Annotated in this window: 12 protein-coding genes; 5 read left to right on the top strand and 7 right to left on the bottom strand. The window is 67.4% G+C overall.

The window, feature by feature from the left end:
* Positions 1-56: 56 nt before the first annotated feature.
* Positions 57-1,766 (top strand): long-chain-fatty-acid--CoA ligase, encoded by a 1,710-nt coding sequence (locus Q0653_RS02170; protein WP_298741374.1) that lies wholly within the window; start codon positions 57-59, stop codon positions 1,764-1,766.
* Here the strand turns inward: Q0653_RS02170 and ligA are convergent, their stop codons facing one another.
* The 3 genes from ligA to Q0653_RS02155 are packed head-to-tail and all read right to left on the bottom strand — an operon-like array spanning position 1,767 to position 6,467.
* A complete protein-coding gene (gene ligA, locus Q0653_RS02165; protein ID WP_298942260.1) occupies positions 1,767-4,148 on the bottom strand; it encodes an NAD-dependent DNA ligase LigA in 2,382 nt (793 codons plus the stop codon). It lies immediately after the preceding gene.
* Positions 4,149-4,181: 33 nt separating this feature from the next.
* Positions 4,182-5,279, bottom strand: a complete 1,098-nt coding sequence (gene mnmA / locus Q0653_RS02160; protein WP_298741378.1) for a tRNA 2-thiouridine(34) synthase MnmA — start codon at positions 5,277-5,279, stop codon at positions 4,182-4,184.
* A 9-nt stretch (positions 5,280-5,288) separates the two neighbouring features.
* A complete protein-coding gene (locus Q0653_RS02155; RefSeq protein ID WP_298942257.1) occupies positions 5,289-6,467 on the bottom strand; it encodes a cysteine desulfurase family protein in 1,179 nt (392 codons plus the stop codon).
* A gap of 54 nt (positions 6,468-6,521) precedes the next feature.
* Between Q0653_RS02155 and glgX the strand changes: the two genes are divergently transcribed.
* From glgX to glgB, 3 genes are all read left to right on the top strand, one after another.
* Positions 6,522-8,609, top strand: coding sequence for a glycogen debranching protein GlgX (glgX, locus tag Q0653_RS02150; protein ID WP_298942255.1), 2,088 nt, complete (start codon positions 6,522-6,524; stop codon positions 8,607-8,609).
* Between the two features lie 202 nt (positions 8,610-8,811).
* A complete protein-coding gene (locus tag Q0653_RS02145) occupies positions 8,812-10,785 on the top strand; it encodes a maltotransferase domain-containing protein (protein WP_298943100.1) in 1,974 nt (657 codons plus the stop codon).
* Positions 10,782-12,920, top strand: a complete 2,139-nt coding sequence (gene glgB, locus Q0653_RS02140) for a 1,4-alpha-glucan branching protein GlgB (protein WP_298942253.1) — start codon at positions 10,782-10,784, stop codon at positions 12,918-12,920. The genes Q0653_RS02145 and glgB overlap by 4 nt, the downstream gene beginning before the upstream one ends.
* A 29-nt stretch (positions 12,921-12,949) precedes the next feature.
* On the opposite strand, the gene Q0653_RS02135 is transcribed toward glgB, so the two are convergent.
* Positions 12,950-13,906, bottom strand: coding sequence for a tetratricopeptide repeat protein (locus Q0653_RS02135; protein ID WP_298942251.1), 957 nt, complete (start codon positions 13,904-13,906; stop codon positions 12,950-12,952).
* Complete coding sequence (locus Q0653_RS02130; protein WP_298942250.1) at positions 13,903-15,690, bottom strand: glycosyl transferase; 1,788 nt, start codon at positions 15,688-15,690, stop codon at positions 13,903-13,905. Before Q0653_RS02130 ends, Q0653_RS02135 begins: the two co-directional genes overlap by 4 nt.
* Before the next feature lie 154 nt (positions 15,691-15,844).
* Between Q0653_RS02130 and Q0653_RS02125 the strand changes: the two genes are divergently transcribed.
* A complete protein-coding gene (locus tag Q0653_RS02125) occupies positions 15,845-16,924 on the top strand; it encodes an AI-2E family transporter (RefSeq protein WP_298942249.1) in 1,080 nt (359 codons plus the stop codon).
* A 7-nt stretch (positions 16,925-16,931) separates the two neighbouring features.
* On the opposite strand, the gene Q0653_RS02120 is transcribed toward Q0653_RS02125, so the two are convergent.
* Positions 16,932-17,642: an alpha/beta hydrolase gene (locus tag Q0653_RS02120; protein WP_298943098.1), complete on the bottom strand. Its 711-nt coding sequence runs from the start codon at positions 17,640-17,642 to the stop codon at positions 16,932-16,934.
* Between the two features lie 2 nt (positions 17,643-17,644).
* Positions 17,645-17,926, bottom strand: coding sequence for a hypothetical protein (locus Q0653_RS02115; protein ID WP_298741393.1), 282 nt, complete (start codon positions 17,924-17,926; stop codon positions 17,645-17,647).
* Between the last annotated feature and the right edge of the window lie 4 nt (positions 17,927-17,930).

Genomic DNA, 17,930 nt, shown 5'->3' with positions numbered 1-17,930 from the left:
GCGACCAGTCTACGGTGGCCCTTCGTCGCTTCCTGTCGCACCGTTAGGCTGATGCCGTGACGACCTACGATCCCCCTCGCCCTTGGATTGCCAGCTACGCCGACGGGGTTCCCGACGACCTGGAGCCCGTCGACGGTTCGCTCCTGGACATCGTCACCGCCTCCGCCCGGGACTACCCCGACGCTCCGGCCCTGCAGTTTTTCGGCAGGGAGACGACCTACCGCGACCTGCAGGATGCGATCGACCGCGCCGCCGCCGGCCTGGCCGCACTGGGCGTCGGCGCCGGGGACCCCGTCGCGATCGTTCTGCCGAACTGCCCCCAGCACATCGTCGCGTTCTACGCGATCCTGCGGCTCGGCGCCGTCGTGGTCGAACACAACCCGCTTTACACACCGCGCGAACTTCGCAAGCAGTTCGAGGATCACGGCGCGAAGACAGCGATCGTCTGGAGCAAGGTCATCCGTACGGTGCAGGAGTTCCCGGCAGACGTCGCCGTCGACAACCTGATCTCCGTCGATATCACCCGCGCCATGCCGGTGCATCTCCGCCTTGCGCTGACGCTGCCGATCGCGAAGGCGCGGGCGTCGCGCGCGGCCCTCACCGAGCGCGTCTCGGGAGCAACCGCATGGGAGAAGCTGCTTGCGAACGACCCGCTGCCGGCGTCTCGACCCGGACCGCAGTGCGATGATCTTGCGATCATCCAGTACACGAGCGGCACGACCGGCGCTCCCAAGGGTGCGGCGTTGACGCACCGCAACCTGCTGTCGAACGCGCGTCAGTCGCAAGCGTGGGTTCCGTCGATCCAGCGCGGCAACGGCTGTGTCGTGTACGCGGTTCTTCCGATGTTTCACGCGTATGGGCTCACGCTCTGCCTGACGTTCGCGATGTCGATGGGTGCACGACTGGTGCTCTTTCCGCGGTTCGAGCCCGAGCTCGTGCTCGACGTGACGAAGAAGCACCCGGCAACCTTCCTGCCCCTCGTTCCACCGATCGCCGAACGTCTCTTGACGGCCGCCCGCGAGGCGGGCGTGTCCCTCGCGGGCACGGAGGTCGCCATTTCCGGAGCCATGGCGTTGTCGCAGAGCATCGTGGTGCCGTTCGAAGAGGCCACGGGCGGTTTCCTGGTCGAGGGGTACGGCCTGTCGGAATGCTCGCCGGTGCTCATGGCGAACCCTGTGTCGGATAACCGAGTCGCCGGGACGGTGGGCTTGCCTCTGCCGGGCACCGAGTGCCGCGTCGTCGACCCCGATGAGCCCACGCGTGATGTCCCACCGGGCGAGCGCGGTGAGCTGTTGGTGCGCGGACCGCAGGTGTTCCAGGGCTACTATGGCCGGCCGGAGGAGACCGAGAAGGTGTTCGTCGACGGGTGGTTCCGCACCGGCGACATCGTCACGATCGACGCGGGTGGTTTCGTGCGGATCGTGGACCGGATCAAGGAGCTCATCATCACCGGTGGGTTCAACGTCGCGCCGACCGAGGTCGAAAACGCCCTTCGGCAACACCCGCACGTCATCGACGCCGCGGTCGTCGGATTGCCCAGCGCCCACTCCGGCGAAGACGTCGTCGCTGCCGTCGTCCTCGACGGTGCCGACATGGATGTGGAAAGCATCCGCGACTACGTGCGCGGCATTCTCACGCCGTACAAAGTGCCACGACGGATCTTCGTCGTCGACGAGTTGCCGACATCGCTCATCGGCAAGGTCCTGCGTCGTCAGGTGCGCGAGTCGCTGCTGTCGCTCACGAACGGAACAGCGCCAACGGCGTAATCAGCCCGCATCCGGTGACGGCGCGGCGAGCGCATCGGGACCGTGCTCGACGAGGACGCGGAACTGCGCCGCGTCGATGATGCGGACGCCGAGCTCTTCTGCCTTGCCGAGCTTTGATCCGGCCCCCGGTCCCGCAGCAACGAAGTCGGTCTTCTTCGAGACGCTCGATGCCGCTTTTCCGCCTGCGGCGATGATCGCCTCCTGCGCACCTTCCCGCGTGTATCCCTCCAGGCTGCCGGTCGCGACCACGGTGACCCCTTCGAGGACCCCGCCGGACGCCCTCGCGGCACCCGGCCCTGGGTGGCCCGGTGTACTCAGCTGCGCTCCTGCCGCTGCCCACCGCTCGACGATCTCGCGATGCCAGTCGACCTCGAACCATTCCCGTAGCGAGTCGGCGATGATAACTCCCACGCCGTCGACGGCCGCGAGCTCATCCCGCGTGGCAGCACGAATCGCGTCGAGGGACCCGAACCACTGCGCGAGAGCACGTGCGGCGACCGGCCCGACGTGACGGATGCTGAGCGCCACCAAGAAGCGCCAGAGTTCTTTCGTCTTCGCCTTCTCGAGCTCGGTCAGCAGTTTGAGCGCGGCCTCGGAAGGCAACACCTCCCGATAGTTCTTGCGAATGCCGGCTGTACGTCGCTGCGCGGCGTCCATGCCCGCCGCCTCGGGCGGATACGACGCCGGACCGAGCTTCTGGAAGGGCGCGCGCCGGACGAGCTCGCCGGTCACTTCGTCGACGCGCCGCTCTCCCGTCTCGGCGTCACGGACGACCACCTCGATCGGAACGAGATCATCGAGGGTCAGCTCGAACAGTGCTGCCTCCGTCACGAGCGGCGGCGTTGCCGGCACGTCGGGTTGCGTCAACGCTGCGGCGGTCACTTCGCCCAGAACCTCGATGTCGAGCGCTCCACGGGAACCGATGTGCTCCACACGTCCGCGCACCTGCGCGGGACACGAGCGCGTGTTCGGGCACCGCAGATCGATGTCGCCCTCCTTCGCGGGGGCAAGGCGCGATCCGCATTCGGGACACTGCGTCGGCATGACGAAAGCCCGCTCCGTGCCGTCACGCAGCTCGACGACAGGACCGAGCACTTCGGGGATCACGTCACCCGCTTTGCGCAGCACGATCGTGTCGCCGATCAAGACGCCCTTGGCCTTGACCACGTCCTGGTTGTGCAGCGTCGCTTGGCGAACCACCGAGCCTGCCACGCGCGCGGGCGCCATGACCGCGAAAGGAGTCGCGCGTCCGGTACGCCCGACCGACACAACGATGTCGAGCAGCTGGGTGTTGACCTGCTCCGGCGGGTACTTGTACGCGATGGCCCAGCGGGGTGCACGACTCGTCGCCCCCAACTCGTCGTGCAGCTCCAGCTCGTCGACCTTGACGACGATGCCGTCGATCTCGTGGGCAACATCGTGCCGGTGAGTGCCGTAGTGTGCGACGAACTCCTGTACCCCGGCGACATCGTCGAACGTGCGGAAATACGGGCTCGTCGGCAGCCCCCAGTCGGCCAACAGCGCGTAGATCTCACTCTGCGACGACACGGGCGGATCCGGCCACGCGCCGACACCGTGGACATAGAGACGCAGCGATTCGACCCGGGCACGACCGGCTTCGAGCTCCAGCCCGCTCTTCTTCTCGAGCTGCTGACGCAGGCCGCCGCTGGCCGCGTTGCGCGGGTTGGCGAAGGCCGGGAACCGCCGAGCGGCACTGCGGGTCGCTTTCTCCTCATCGATGCCGCGCGCGAGAGCCTCGGTCACCACCTGGTCACGAAGGCGCGCCTGCAGCGCGTTGAGGTCGTCGAAGGCCGCCACGGGGATGTACACCTCGCCGCGTACCTCGACAAGCGCCGGATGCCCCGTGCCCTCCAGCCGACGCGGGATCCCCACGACCCGCAGGGCATTCTCGGTGACGTCTTCTCCCACTCGCCCGTCGCCACGCGTCGCGGCCGAAACGAGCTCACCGTACGCATAACGCAGATTGATCGCGAGCCCGTCGATCTTCAGCTCGGTGAGCCATCGGACTGCTCGTCCGGCAGCGGCGCTCGTTTTCTCGCACCAGTGCGTGAGCTCGTCGGCGCTGAAGACGTTGTCCAGGCTCAGCATCCGTTCGGCGTGCGTGACCGGTGCGAACAGCGACGATTCGGCTGCTCCCACCGTAATGGTGGGCGAGTCGTGGCCCTGCACTTCGGGAAAGCGGCGCTCCAGGGCTTCGAGGTCGCGCATCCACGTGTCATAGGTCGCGTCGTCGACGAGCTCGGCGTCACGTCCGTAGTATGCCTCGCGGGCATCGAGGATGAGGGCGGTCAGGCGCTCCGATTCGGAGCGCGCCGCGTCGAGATCATCGGGCGCTGAGTTGTCGTCACCGGCATCCGTCACCCCGTAAGTGTAGGACGCACATCCGACATCGCCTCAGGCGTCGACGGGAACCGCAGATACCGTCGCGTCGACCGTGAACTGACCCAGCACGCGCGTACCGAGGTACAACACCGCGGTCTGGCCCGGGGCGACGCCGTCGAACGGCATCTCAGGGACAACGGTGACACCCTGCGCGCTCCACTGCGCGCGGGCGGGGACCGGATCGGAGTGCGCGCGGATCTGCACGTGGCAGTCGAACTCGGCCGCGTCCGGCGGGGCTCCCGTCCAGGTCGCCCGGATGCCGGAGATCTCCGCGGTGGCGAGGGCCTCCTTCGGGCCGACGACGACCGTGTTCGAGACGGGGCGCACTTCGAGGACGAAGCGTGGCTTGCCGTCGGCGGCGGGAACACCGATCGAAAGTCCCCGACGCTGGCCCACGGTGAAGGCATGCGCCCCCTCGTGGGTTCCGATCACCTCACCTGCGCGATCGAGGATCTCACCACGCTCTGCGCCGACCTTGTCGGCCAACCAGCCGCGCGTATCGCCGTCCGGAATGAAGCAGATGTCATGGCTGTCCGGCTTCTGCGCAACCGTCAGGCCGCGCTCGGCAGCCTCGGCGCGCACGAGCGCCTTGGATGGCGTGTCGCCCAGCGGGAAGTACGTGTGTGCAAGCTGCTCAGCCGTGAGAACACCCAGCACATAGGACTGGTCTTTCGCCGCATCCGACGCGCGGTGCAGTTCCCGGCCCTCGGGTCCGTCGACCAGGAGTGCATAGTGACCCGTGCAGACCGCATCGAATCCGAGTTCCACGGCGCGCTCCAGCAGGGCTGCGAACTTGATCTTCTCGTTGCACCGCATGCACGGGTTCGGGGTGCGCCCCGCCTGATACTCGGCGACGAAGTCGGCGATGACGTCTTCGCGGAAGCGCTCCGAGAAATCCCAGACGTAGAACGGGATGCCGAGGCGATCGGCCGCGCGGCGCGCGTCCAGGGCATCTTCGATCGTGCAGCATCCGCGGCTCCCCGCGCGCAACGTGCCCCCCGCGCGCGAGAGTGCCAGGTGGACACCGACGACGTCGTGACCCGCTTCCACGGCACGCGCCGCAGCAACGGCAGAGTCGACCCCACCACTCATCGCCGCCAGTATTCGCACCGGACCAGTCTACGAGCGTGCGGCCGTGCGGGCTCCGGATGCCCGCGCATACGCCTCCGGCAGCACCGCCAGCACGGCGTCGACGTCCGCGGCGGTCGTCGTCCGGCCGAGCGTGATGCGCAGGACCGACCGCGCCACACGCTCGTCCCGGCCGAGCGCCAGCACGACGTGCGAGGGTTCGGCGACGCCCGCTTGGCAGGCGGATCCGGTCGAGACCGAGATCCCCGCCTGGTCCAGGAGAAAGAGCAGAGACTCCCCCGCGGCGCCGGGGAAATGCAGGTGGACGTTGCCCGGGAGACGGTCGCCCGGGTCGCCGAGGAGCTCGGCGGCAGGCACCGCGATGCGGATCCCCGAGATCAGACGCGTACGGAGCGCCTCCAGACGCGCATGCTCCCCGGCTTGCTCGGCGACGGCCTCCGTCGCCGCGACGGCGAGAGCCGCAGCGCCGGCGACGTCGGGCGTTCCCGAGCGCAAGCCTCGCTGCTGGCCACCGCCGTGAAGCACCGGGGTGAGGGCGGCGTGCCGCGACACCACGAGCGCCCCCGTGCCGACCGGCGCGCCGATCTTGTGTCCCGAGATGCTGAGCGCGACGAGACCGCCGGAGCCGCTTCCGTCGCCGCGCCAGCCGGCGAAGTCGATCGGGAGGTGACCGAGCGCAGCGACCCCGTCGAGGTGGAGTGGTATGCCGGCCGTCGCCGCCGCGCCGGCCAGGACCGCGGCCTCCTGGATCGTCCCCACCTCGTTGTTGGCGATCAGCGCGGTCGCGAGCGCCGCGCCGGGCGTCGCCGCCGCGAACACCTCGGGGTCGATCCGCCCCCACCCGTCGAGCGGGACGTGGCGCACCTGCGCGCTCTCGGCTGCGACGAGCCACGCGACCGAGTCCATCGTCGCGTGATGCTCACCGTCCGGCAGAACCACGGCATCCGCCCCTGTGGCGCGGGACCACCACAGCCCCTTCAGCGCAAGATTGATCGCCTCCGTGCCGCCGGAGGTGAACACGACTTCGATCGGCTCGCACCGCAGGGCAGCGGCCAAAGACTCGCGCGATTCCTCCAGCAGGCGTCGTGCGTCCTGGCCGGCCCCGTGCACCGAGGACGCGTTTCCGACCACCTCGGAAGCGGCCAACCAGGCCTCTCTCGCGGAGGACCGCAGCGGCGAGAACGATGCATGATCGAGGTAGATCGACATGACCCTCCTCGTCGCGTTACGTGCCGGACTCGCGGCGTTACTACTGTAGAGCGCATGGCCAGCCCGACGCCTTCCCCCACCCTCGCAGCTCCCCCCGCATTCCTCGATTCCTCGCTCGATGACCTCGGGGTGACTCTGCGGGGCGATGTGGGGCGCCTGCGGGTCTGGTCAGGAGCGGCCACGAGCGTCGAGATGGTGATCTTCGACGAGATCGACCTCGATTGGATCACGGAGGCGTTTCCGCTCGCGCCCGTCGGCGACGGTGTCTGGGAGATCACGACGCCGAGCCTGCGACCCGGCACGCGCTACGCGCTCCGCGTCGACGGCCCGGCCGGCCCCGGCAACACCTTCAACCCCGAGAGCCTGCTGATCGACCCCTACGGGCGTGGCCTCGTGCCGGTGCGGCGCGGTCAGTGGCGATCGGTCGTCGTCGAGCCCGGCTTCGATTGGGAGGGCGTCACGAAGCCCGAGACGCCGTTGGATCGGACCGTGATCTACGAAGCGCACGTCACGGGGCTTTCCAAGAGGCACCCCGGCGTTCCGCCCGCCCTCCACGGCACGTATGCCGGGCTCGGGCACCCCGCGATGATCGCGCATCTGCACGCGCTCGGCGTCACGGCCGTCGAACTCCTGCCCGTGCACGCGTTCGAAACCGAGCCGCGTCTGCTGCAGCACGGCCTGACGAACTACTGGGGGTACAACACCCTCAACTTCTTCACGCCGCACGGCGGCTACGCGACCGCCGAGGCTTCAGCCCAAGGGCCGGTAGGTGTCGTGCGTGAGTTCCAGCAGATGGTCAAGTCCCTGCACGCGGCGGGCATCGAGGTGATCCTCGACGTCGTCTTCAACCACACATCCGAACTCGGCATGGCCGATCCGCGGTCGAGCCTGCGCGGCATCGACAATCGGGCCTACTACCGGCAGCGTGAGGATGGCGCGTACATCGATCTCACCGGATGCGGCAACTCCCTGAACACGTCGACGGATGCCGCGGCCCGCCTGGTGCTCGATTCACTGCGCTATTGGGCGAACGATCTGCAGGTCGACGGATTCCGTTTCGATCTGGCCGCGACGCTCGGTCGCGACGAGAACCACGTCTTCACCGCCGATCACCCGCTGTTGCGCGCGATCATCGACGACCCCGCCCTGGCCGGCATCAAGAACATCGCCGAGCCGTGGGATGTCGGGATGGGCGGCTGGCAGACGGGGAACTTCGGCGCCGGATGGGCCGAGTGGAACGACCGCTATCGCGACCGTGTGCGAAACTTCTGGCTCAGCGACGTCGACTACGCGCGCCGGGCGGGCACCTCGCCCGTCGGTGTCGGCGGGTTCGCGACCCGACTCGCCGGATCGTCGAACACCTTCAGCGACGAGCGCGGGCCGCTCGCCAGTGTCAACTTCGTCACTGCACACGACGGGTTCACTCTTCGCGACCTCGTCTCGTACGACATCACGCACAATATGGGCAACGGCGAGCAGGGGCGCGACGGAGCCGACACGAACCGCTCGTTCAATCACGGTGCGGAAGGCCCCACCGACGATCCCGGCATCCTCGCCGCGCGGCGGCGCGCGATGCGCAACCTCATGGGAACACTGCTGCTTTCGGCCGGCATCCCCATGATCACTGCGGGCGATGAGTTCGCCCGCACCCAGCGCGGCAACAACAACGCCTACTGCCATTCGTCGCCGCTCACGTGGGTCGACTGGCAACACGCGCCGTGGCAGGAAGACCTGTTCGCGCACGTGCAGCGCCTGATCCAACTCCGGAGAGAGAACCCGGCACTGCGCCCGCGCCGGTTCGCGCACGCCGTGCATCCTGTCCCGAACTCGTCGGTGATCGACTGGTACGACGAGAACGGTGAGACGATGTCGATCGACAGGTGGACGAACCCGGCGCATCGCACGCTGCAGTACGACGCCCAGTCAACGCCGGAGTCAGAGGACCCCAACCGGATTCTGCTCATCGTGCACGGCAACGAGCGCCCGATCGATGTCACGCTCCCCCGCATCGACGGCATCACCGAGTTCGTCGCGCTGTGGTCGAGCGTGCCCGAGCGCCCTGAGGCATCCGAGCAGGTTTTCGCGCCGGGCGACGTCGTCGCTCTCCCCGGCACCGCAATGCAGCTCTTCCGCATGGCCTGACCCGCCCTTTCACCCTGTCTCGCGGGGGTGGGAGCGCGGCCGCGCCGATCCACAGGTGCACACCACGACGCAACGGCGGTAGGTTCGAGACGTGGCGACGACGACGAGCACCCCTTCCTCCCCGGCAGTTCGCAGTACGGCCGAGATTCCCCTCCGACCTGTCGGGTCTCCGGCTCCGGATGCGACCGCGCGCACCGGCCGGATCCCGCTCGGGAACGAGCGCCCGCGCGCGATCGACCCTGAGTTCCGCCCGTCCGCCTTCTCCGGCGAAGCCGTCCCGTTCACCGCCACCGCGTTCCGAGAAGGACACGACCTGATCGGTGTGCACGTGCGACTGTTCTCTCCGTCGGGTCAGGAGTCCCTGCACCGGTTGACGGCTCTTCAGGACGGTTTCGACCGCTGGCGTGTCCTCCTCTCGCCGCTCGAGCAAGGCATTTGGAGGTTCCGGTTCGAGTCGTTTGCGGACGATTTCGCGACGTGGGAGCACGCTGCCGACCTCAAGATCGCCGCGGGGGTGGATGCCGAACTCATGCGCACCATGGGGGCCGAGCTGTTCCTGCGTGCAGCGAAGGAAAAGGACCGCCCCGTGGCCGAACGCCGCGCGCTGAAGACCGCGGCGGAGGCGCTCCGCGACGACGTGGTCAGCGACGACCAGGCGCTGACCATCGTCCGGGATCCTCGCGTGGCGGCGATGTTCGCGGCGAGGCCCCTCTCCTCGCTCACGACGGTCGGCCGCACGCACGAGCTGCTCGTGGAGCGTGAGCGCGCAGGGGTCGGTGCCTGGTACGAGTTCTTCCCCCGGTCCGAGGGCGCCGTCCGCCGCAAGGACGGAAGCATCAAGAGTGGCACCTTCCGCTCCGCCGCGAAGCGGCTACCCGCCGTGGCAGCGATGGGGTTCGACGTCGTCTACCTCCCGCCGATCCATCCGATCGGTGAGCGCAACCGCAAGGGGCCCAACAACACCCTGACCGCAGGTCCGGGCGACCCGGGTTCGCCCTGGGCGATCGGCTCATCCGCCGGCGGACATGACACCGTGCACCCGGACCTCGGCTCGATCGCCGATTTCCGGGCCTTCGTGCGCACGGCGACCGCGAACGGGCTGGAGGTGGCGCTCGACCTCGCGCTGCAAGCGGCGCCCGATCATCCCTGGGTCACCGCACATCCGGAGTGGTTCACCACGCTCCCGGACGGGACGATCGCGTACGCCGAGAATCCGCCGAAGAAGTATCAGGACATCTATCCGATCAACTTCGACAACGATCCGGACGGTATCCGTGCCGAAGTTCTCCGGATCGTTCGCCTCTGGATCGGGCACGGGGTGAAGATCTTCCGCGTGGACAATCCGCACACGAAACCCTTGCAGTTCTGGGAGTGGTTGATCGCCACAGTGAACGCCGAGCATCCGGATGTCGTCTTCCTGGCCGAGGCGTTCACTCGTCCGGCGCCGCTCCTCGGGCTCGCACAGGCGGGATTCCAGCAGAGCTACTCGTATTTCACGTGGCGCAACACGAAGCCCGAACTCGAAGAGTTCCTCACCTGGATCTCCGACGAGACGGCCGACATCATGCGGCCGAACCTGTTCGTGAACACGCCCGACATTTTGACCGAGTATCTCCAGTACGGTGGGCGACCGGCGTACAAGATACGCGCTGCCATCGCCGCGACAGCGGGCGCGAGTTACGGCGTCTACGCCGGCTACGAGTTGTACGAGAACGTGGCGCGTGCGGGCGCCGAAGAGAACATCGACAACGAGAAATTCGAGTACAAGGTCCGCGATTGGGCGGCCGCCGAAGCGGCGGGCGATTCCCTGGCTCCGTATCTCCAGCGCCTCAACGAGATCCGCCGGGCACACCCCGCGCTACGACAATTGCGGGGCCTGCGCGTGCACTTCAGCGACGATGACGCGATCCTCGTGTACTCTAAGCACGTCCCCGGCGGTGTGACCGCAGACGGACGTTCCGACACGATCATCGTCGTGGTCAACGTCGACCCCCACTCGGTGCGTCAGACGACCGTCCATCTCGACCAGACGGCGTGGGGAGGAACACCGGGCGACGAGTTCAGCGTCGAGGACCTCATCACGGGCGCGACGTGGACCTGGTCGGATCACAACTTCGTCCGACTCGACGCCTTCGCCGAGCCCGTCCACATCCTGCACGTGAGGGGAAACCGATGAATCGTCCCGACGACGCCGTCCTCGACACCGTAGCCACCGGGTCCTACCATGCACCGCACGATGTGCTGGGGTTTCACGGGCAGGCAGACGGCACCTGGGTCATCCGCGCACGGCGCCCGCTCGCTCAGACGGTGACGGCCGTACTCGCGGACGGAGAGCGAGTGGTTCTCACGCACCTCCGCGGGGGGATCTGGGAGGGCCAGACAGACACTGCCCCCCTTTCGTACACGCTCGAGACGTCCTACGACCACGGCGTCGCCTTCACCGCAGACGACCCCTATCGGCACGCGCCGACGGTCGGTGAGCTTGATCTGCACCTCATCCGCGAAGGACGCCACGAAGAGCTCTGGCGCGTGCTCGGAGCGCGCCTGCACCACGTGGACGGCACCGATGGCGTGTCGTTCGCGGTCTGGGCGCCGAACGCGCGCGCTGTTCGTGTCGTCGGCGATTTCAACTCGTGGGACGGGCAGGGGCACTCGATGCGCTCCCTCGGCTCGAGCGGCGTCTGGGAGCTCTTTATCCCGGGGCTGGGAGTGGGCACGACGTACAAGTTCGAGCTGCTCACGCAGGCCGGCCCGTGGATCACGAAAGCCGATCCGATGGCGCGCCACGCCGAGGTGCCGCCGGCGACGGCATCCATCGTCAGCGACAGCACTCACGCGTGGACCGACGACGCATGGCTCGCTCAGCGCGGATCCCGCTCCCCCATCGACCAACCCATGTCCGTGTACGAACTGCACTTCGCGTCGTGGCGAGCGGGGCTCACCTACCGTGAGGCCGCCGATCCGCTCGTCGGCTACCTTCTCGAGCAGGGCTTCACGCACGTCGAGTTCCTGCCGCTGGCGGAGCATCCCTTCGGGGGCTCGTGGGGGTACCAGGTCACCGGCTACTACGCAGCGACCAGCCGATTCGGGACGCCCGACGACCTTCGCTACCTCATCGACCGCCTCCACCAGGCCGGCATCGGCGTGATCATGGACTGGGTTCCCGGCCACTTCCCGAAAGACGAGTTCGCGCTGGCACGATTCGATGGGCAAGCGCTCTACGAACACCCCGATCCCCGGCGTGGTGAGCACAAAGACTGGGGAACGCTGATCTTCGACTACGGCCGCAACGAGGTGCGCAATTTCCTCGTGGCGAACGCGTTGTTCTGGTTCGAAGAGTTTCACGTCGACGGCCTGCGGGTGGATGCCGTGGCGTCCATGCTCTATCTCGACTACTCCCGCGAAGCGGGCGAGTGGGAAGCGAACATCTACGGCGGGAGGGAGAACCTCGAAGCGATCCGCTTCCTCCAAGAGGTCACCGCAACCGCGTACAAGCGCTACCCCGGTATCGCCATGATCGCCGAAGAGTCGACGAGTTATCCCGGAGTGACCGCACCCACCAGCGAGGGCGGCCTCGGATTCGGCCTCAAATGGAACATGGGCTGGATGAACGACTCCCTCGAGTACATGAAGCGCGACCCCATGTACCGATCGCACCACGAGGGCGAGCTGTCGTTCTCGTTCGTCTACGCGTTCAGCGAGAACTACCTGCTGCCGATCAGTCACGACGAGGTCGTCCACGGCAAGGGAACCCTCTTCACACGGATGCCGGGCGATCACTGGCAGAAGCTCGCCAACATGCGCGCGTTCCTCGCGTACATGTGGGGTCACCCCGGCAAGCAGCTCCTGTTCATGGGTCAGGAGTTCGGCCAGATGTCGGAGTGGTCGGAGTCCCGGAGCCTGGACTGGTGGCTGCTGGACCAACCGGCACACCGCGAGCTCTTCAACTTCGTGGGCGCCCTCAACGGGGTCTATCGCGACCACTCCGCACTGTGGTCACGCGACAGCGACGGCGATGCGTTCACGCGCTTGGGGGCGCCGCACTGGAATCCCAACGTCATCGCATTCTCGCGGCGCGACCATCACGGAAACTCCGTCGCGATCATCTGCAACTTCTCGGGTGCTCCGCTGTACGACTTCTCACTCGACCTGGGTGAGAGCGGCGACTGGACCGAGATTCTCAACTCGGACGTTCCCGAGTACGGCGGCTCCGGTGTCGGAAATTTCGGATCGGTTCATGCCGACGAATCCGGGCGCGCGAGCATGACGCTTCCTCCGCTGGGCGTGCTGTGGCTGAGCCACAGCGGCTGAGCAACACCCGCTGAGCGGCGAGGACCGGATCAGAACAGCAGGCTCGACAGACGTCCGCGGGCACGCAGGACGCGGGCGTCGGCGTCACCGACGAGTCCGAAGAGCTCGAGCAGCCGCTCGCGCACCGGCGCCCGCTCCTCGTCCGGCAGGACGGCGAAGAGGTCGAGCAAGCGGCCGAACGCATCGTCCACGTGTCCGCCGGCGAGGTCGAGATCCGCGACCGCGAATTGCGCGTGCGGATCCGTCGGCGCAGCCGCAGCCGCAGCTCGCGCCTCCTGAAGATCGAGGCCCTGCACCCGGTCGAGCAACCGCACTTGGCCGAGCCCCGCGCGTGCCTGATCATCGCGCGGATTCTCGGCCAGAGCAGCCTCGTACGCGGCCGCGGCACGTGCGTAGTCGCCGCCCTCGATCGCATCGAATGCTTCCTGGTGAAGCGGCGGGAGCGGCGGCTCGGCATCCTCGGTCGTTGCGTCGGAATCGCCCGGGGATTGCGGCACTGTGCCGGTCACTCCCTGCTGTGCGGCGAGTTGCAACAACTGGGCGAAAACCTCTCGCAGCTGCTGCTCAGGGACGGCACCGGTGAACAATTGCACGGGCTGACCGGCGACGAGCGCAACGACGAGCGGAATGGCCTGCGCGCGAAAGCTCTGTGCCAACTGCGGGTTCGCGTCGACGTCGACCTTGGCGAGCACGAGGCGTCCGCCCAGATCGGTGATCACCTTCTCGAGCACGGGGCTGAGTTGCGTGCACGGCCCGCACCACTCGGCCCACAGATCGACGACGACCGGCACGGTGCGCGAGAGCTCGAGCACGGTGGCGAAGTTCGCATCCGTGGCGTCGAAGATGAGCGGGGGCGTCGGCGCCTCACCGGCAGCCGTAGCCGCAGCCGAGGGGGGAGTCGTCGCCCGCGCACGCAGCGACGAAAGGTCGACGGCGCCACGGAGGACGGCGCCAGGGTGCGGGGTGCCGAGGGTCTGATCGCTCACGGAGTAACCGCCTTCACGTCGAGGATGCTGGAGGAATAGCCGAGGAACTGAATCCGCTCTGTCGAACTCTGCGCGGGCACGAAGAAGAAGAGTTGATCGGCGAACGTCGTTGTGAAACCCGTCGCGGACTGACTGACGCCTGCAAGAGCCTTCACAGTCGGGCTGTCATCGAGCTTGATGACCGCGTCGGAGCTCGTCGGGGTGACGGTATCCGTCTCGTTCACGGTGACGGCCACGATCGCCCCGCTGTCGAGTGTCGCCAGTGCGACCGGCGTCGTGTCTCCGGCGGAGGCCGCAAACGTCAGGGTTCCGGTCTCGGCCGCCGTCTGGTTGAAGCTCTCGAGCCGGGACGTCCGGTTGGCCGCGACCTGAGTACGGAACATATCGGTCTCCGGATCGAAGAGCGGCGCGAATTCACTGTCCGCACCCTTGTCCAAGATGTCCGCGTACGCGCCCGCGAGCTTCGAGGGCGGCAGGAGAAGGAACGGGGAGTCGGGGTCGATGGAGACGGCACCGACGTAGGGCGGGGCCAGGTTGAGGCTGGTGTCAGCCGCGAGGTCGGCGACGTACGTGACCTTGTAGTCGGACCACGCATCGGCCTGGGTGACGCTCATGATGGTGTCCGGGGCGTCGGCGCCCGTGCCCACGACCGCGAAGAAGGTCCGTGGCCACCCGTCGAACGCCTCGGGGAGCAGTACGCGAATACCCGAGGTGGGAATCGGGTCGAGCGAGGCCTGATCCGGGATCGCCGTGCGGAGGCGGTAGTTGGTCTCGCGAGTCTGCAACGCGGGCCCGTCCATCCGCAGCGCCGCCGCTGCCGCGTCGTTCGTCTCATCGGCGGTGGTCACCTGAGCGGCGATCCGCGAGATAATGCGCTCCGCCTGCGCTTCGGTCACCGCAGGGCTCCCCTGGTCGTCGGGAACGATGATGCTCGGTGTCGCCGACGGTGTCGGGGAGCCGACGAGCTCCGGCCAGGCATCCGGCGAGCACCCCGTGAACATCAACGAAGAGACCGCAACGATCGGAAGGACGACGAACGAACGCTTGCCCCGAGTGATCGAACGGCGGGTCGGGGTGGCCGAGATGACGCCCTTGGCATCGGTGTCGACGCGAAGGTCGATGGGCTCTGTCACCGGCACCGGCAGGCCCTTGCGTCGGGGTCCGCGCGAGCGGCGCGCGTGACGAACACCGAGCACGTAGAGGATCACGCCCAGGAGGAGAAGCAAGCTTCCGCCGACGATGAGCGGGCCCGCCCACGGAGTCGCTGCTCCGGTCGGCCAGGACAGCGTCACGTCGCGGGGTGCCGGCTCGGTCCCGTCGGTCGCCACGAGCACGCTCATGTCTTCGGGCAGTTGGAGCTGGGTGATGAGTAGATCGTCCTGCTGGAATTGATCGAGCCAGAGGTCTGAATCGACGGGTGTCAGCGCGACTGCATCCTCGGCCGGTGCCTCCTCTTGCGGGACGGTTTCCGAGACGATCGTGTCGTCATCACCGAGGGTCAGGTGGGCGTACTCCGTCCTCTGCAGCCACGTCGTCAGATCGTTCGTGCGCCCGTAGGCGGCAAAGATCGTGCCGTCGCCCTGGGCACGGAGGGTTTGCGTGCCCTCGTGACTGCGCAGGACCGCTCCGTCGATCAGCACATACGGCACATCGCCGGTGACTTCGATGGCCTGACTGACCGTCCTCGGTCCCTGCAGGACAGTTCGCTGAGCGATCCCCGCCCCGATCATGACGGCGGCAAGCACGAAGGCCACCACAGCCCAGACGAAACGCACGGATGACACACCTTTCTGCGCGCGCGGAAAGCCCGCAGACACACAATCGACATTCCAGCGTAGCGAAAACGACCTGAATGTCGCCCGGGAGGGGGTGCCGCGACGGATTTCCGCCGCTCCCTGCGTAATGTGTGTCACACACCACCATGGCAAGAAGGTCTCCGTGAAACTCCAGCATCCGTTTCGCACTGCGCTGATCGCGACGCTCGGGGTCGGCGTCGGCATCGTGTTGATCCAGAGCGTGTCCTCACTGTCGACGGTGCTGCTTTACGTGGGCACGGCGCTGTTCCTGTCGCTCGGCCTCGATCCGCTCGTGTCGTGGTTGGAGCGCCGCGGACTCCCCCGCTGGGCCGCACTGCTGGTCACCTTCTTCGCCGTTCTGACGGTGTTCGCGGGCATCATCCTGATGATCGTGCCGATCATCGTCACGCAGATCTCGCAGCTCGTGACCCAGGTCCAGAAACTCATCGAGAGCGCTGTCAATCTGGAATGGGATCCGGTCGAGACAGCGCGCACATGGTTGAACGACGTCTTCCCCGCCCTGGATGTCGACCGGGTCTTCCAGTACATCTCCGATTGGTACGCGACGCTGGATGTCGCCACGATCGGCGGCGCGGCCGGCGAGACTCTCCTCGGCATCGGAGCGGGCATCGTCGCCGGCTTCACCGGTGCGCTCATCGTGCTCATCCTCACGATCTACTTCACCTCCTCGACGCCGTCGCTCAAGGCTGCGGTCTACCAGCTGGTGCCCGCATCCAAGCGTGCCCGGTTCATCGACCTCAGCGAGCAGATCACCGCCTCCGTCGGCTACTACGTCGCCGGGCAAGTGACTCTCGGTGTGATCAACGGCGTGCTGAGCGCGATCTTCCTCTCGATCATCGGCGCGCCGTTCCCCGCGGTGCTCGCGGTGGTGGCGTTCTTCTTCTCGCTCATTCCCCTCGTGGGTACGCTCACCGGTTCGGCGATCATCGTGCTCACGTGCCTGATCCCCGGACTCGGATCGCCGCTCACGGCGCTCGTCGCCCTGATCTGGTACGCGATCTACATGCAGGTCGAGGCATACATCCTCTCTCCCCGCATCATGAACCGCGCGGTCTCGGTGCCCGGCGCCGTCGTCGTCATTGCCGCGTTGGCGGGTGGTTCACTCCTCGGGCTCCTCGGCGCGCTGATCGCCATTCCTGTGGCCGCGAGCATCCTGATCATTTACCGCCAGGTGATCATCCCGCGGCAAAACGAGCTCTAGAAATACCTCAGACGTCCCATTCCGTCGGCAACGGCAACGCGTCGGGATGCGTGACGGCGACGATCTCGGTGAGGACCCTGCGGGTCTGCGTCTCTCCCACCCACAGGTGCTTTCCCCCGTCCACCGCGACGAGGGTGGCACCGGGTACCGAGGAGAATCGCTCTCTCGCCTCCGCCGGGCGCAGATAATCGTCGAACTCGGGAACGATGACGACAAGACGCCGCGGATCGCCGCTCCAGCCGGCCACGTCGTCGGCTGTCGCACGATGCAGCGGCGGGGAGAGCAGAATGGCGCCCTCGATCGCGTGATCGCGCCCATACTTCAGCGCGAGTTCTGTGCCGAAGGACCATCCAACGATCCAGGGATGCGGCAAACCGCGATCGTGGACGAACGCCATCGCGGCGGCGACGTCGAATTCCTCCGCGGCGCCGCCGTCGAAGGTGCCCTCGCTCGTCCCCCGCGGTGAGGTGGTGCCTCGCGTGTTGAAGCGCAACACGGCCAGGTCGGCCAGAGCGGGCAGGCGCCCGGCCGCTTTGCGCAGGATGTGCGAATCCATGAAGCCACCGGCTGTCGGCAAGGGATGCAGCGTCACCAGTGTGGCGACGGGATCTGTGTGCTCGGGAAGCGCGAGCTCGCCGACGAGGGTGAGCCCATCGAGGGTGTGCAGCTCGATGTCCTCACGGCGAGCCGGGAGCTGGACGGGTCCGCGAATTTCCATCGTCATCCGATCTTCCAACACGCGGAGTGCCAGTGGCGCCGCGCCGCCACGTCCGCGGCGTCGCCGAGGACCCCGTCTGCGCGCCAGACGACGACGTGCGCGGTGCCGGGAACCACATCTCGGCCGCAGCCCGGGCAGGTATAGGTCTTCTGGGCTTTCGCTGCCGACACGGGTTGCACGGTCCACTCGACACCACGGCGGGTCTCGCTCCGCTTCCACCCGTTCAGCAGACGGTCGAACGAGTCGTCGGCGGGCTCGGGCCTGCGACGGTGCGCGCGGGGCATGCGA

This window comes from uncultured Microbacterium sp. (assembly GCF_947488465.1).
Taxonomy (GTDB): Bacteria; Actinomycetota; Actinomycetes; order Actinomycetales; family Microbacteriaceae; genus Microbacterium.
This window is presented reverse-complemented; position numbering and strand designations above follow the sequence as displayed.

Bases quoted from the DNA above. Each gene is read 5' to 3' on its own strand.
- Q0653_RS02120 (WP_298943098.1), bottom strand. From the start codon at position 17,642: ATGGAAATTCGCGGACCCGTCCAGCTCCCGGCTCGCCGTGAGGACATC.
- glgB (WP_298942253.1), top strand. From the start codon at position 10,782: ATGAATCGTCCCGACGACGCCGTCCTCGACACCGTAGCCACCGGGTCC.
- Q0653_RS02115 (WP_298741393.1), bottom strand. From the start codon at position 17,926: ATGCCCCGCGCGCACCGTCGCAGGCCCGAGCCCGCCGACGACTCGTTC.
- Q0653_RS02155 (WP_298942257.1), bottom strand. From the start codon at position 6,467: ATGTCGATCTACCTCGATCATGCATCGTTCTCGCCGCTGCGGTCCTCC.
- glgX (WP_298942255.1), top strand. From the start codon at position 6,522: ATGGCCAGCCCGACGCCTTCCCCCACCCTCGCAGCTCCCCCCGCATTC.